The organism is Bacillus canaveralius (assembly GCF_002860125.1).
Taxonomy (GTDB): Bacteria; Bacillota; Bacilli; order Bacillales; family Cytobacillaceae; genus Bacillus_BJ; species Bacillus_BJ canaveralius.
This window is the reverse complement of the sequence record NZ_PGVA01000048.1, coordinates 1-1,420: the sequence shown is the minus strand read 5'-3', so window position 1 is coordinate 1,420 and position 1,420 is coordinate 1. Positions and strand designations below refer to the sequence as shown.

Here is a 1,420-nt window from a genome sequence, read left to right as displayed (position 1 = left end):
ACGTGAGGTTCTCCCTCATACGGCTTTCCGACGTTCTTCTTTCTTTGGCATTACGGTACTTGCCTATTTTGCTAATTTCACGAGCGTGTATTGGGTCATTTTAATGACCTGTCCTATTCCACTATGTTTATTGCGCTTATTCCGTTTCTTATTCCAAAACAGCGTTAATCTTTCGATTACGTACCAATCGATTCTGTTCAGCCATTTCTTGGCAATTGGCGAGATGAGATAATAATTCTTGAATCCTTGTAGTCTACGGTTAAGGCCTTTCACAAGTTCATCCATATCCAGATATAACTTGTTCCTTTTCTCCGTGTACTCTTTGATGTTGCTTCTCATCTTTTTCATTGCCTTCTTGGTTGGAATGTGCGACATGACATAGATTTTCGAACCACCCTTGTTCAGGACTGGAAACTTTCTGTGATGTAGCCCCAGGAAATCAAAACCATCAGAATCATCCCATATATTCACAAGCCTGGACTTTTCAATACTCAGAGATAGATCAAGTTTCGTCATCATCCCTTTTAGCACTTGAATGCTTTCCAGTGCCTGTTTCTTTGAGTGGCACATAATCACGAAATCATCGGCATAGCGTATGAGTTCTCCCAGATGGGAGAACTTCTTTAACCAGAGTGAATCCAGTACATTCAGGTAGATGTTTGATAACAGCGGAGAAATGACGCCTCCTTGCGGCACTCCTGTGTCGGAGTCACGGAAATGGCCATCTTCCATGACACCTGCCTTCAACCATTTGCGGATGAGCTTTAATACTCTCCTGTCGCTAATTCTCATCTCGATGAGTTTCATCAGCTTTTCTTGATTGATATTGTCGAAGTAACCTTGAATGTCCACATCTACTACCCAGAAGGACTTCCTGCTTGCCTTTCTGATTTTCGCAATCGCCTGATGTGCATTTCGTTTTGGTCTGAATCCGTACGAACAGTCTTGAAAATCTGCCTCAAAGATCGGTTCAATGACCATTTTCATTGCCATTTGTGCCACTCTGTCCTTGATCGTGGGGATTCCTAATGGTCTTTGTTTCCCATTCGCTTTAGGGATATATGTTCTTCGAACAGGCTGGGGTCGGAAACGTTTCTCTTTTAGTTCCAGATATAGTTCATTTAAGAACTCTCTTTCCCCGTATTCATGGACAATCTTTTCTATGGTTTGCCCATCAATTCCGCCGCTTCCTTTCTTACTCTTGACTCTTTTCCATGCTTCCGCAAGGATATCAGGTCGATAGACCTTATCATACAACGCATGAAATCGCCTAGTAGGGTTTTCCTTGGCGCAAAGATATAAAGTTTTCCAGAGTTCTCGAGCTTTTACATCGGTGTAGTTAGCCAGTTTTCCAGCATTCACTCACTCTTACCTCCTTTAAACTTGTGAACGAAGCAGGGCTCCTTCCCTAGACAACGTT

Annotated in this window: 1 protein-coding gene; it reads right to left on the bottom strand. The window is 42.6% G+C overall.

Annotated elements, in window-relative coordinates:
- Nucleotides 1-63: 63 nt before the first annotated feature.
- Nucleotides 64-1,362, bottom strand: a complete 1,299-nt coding sequence (gene ltrA / locus CU635_RS17720) for a group II intron reverse transcriptase/maturase (RefSeq protein ID WP_101578717.1) — start codon at nt 1,360-1,362, stop codon at nt 64-66.
- Between the last annotated feature and the right edge of the window lie 58 nt (nt 1,363-1,420).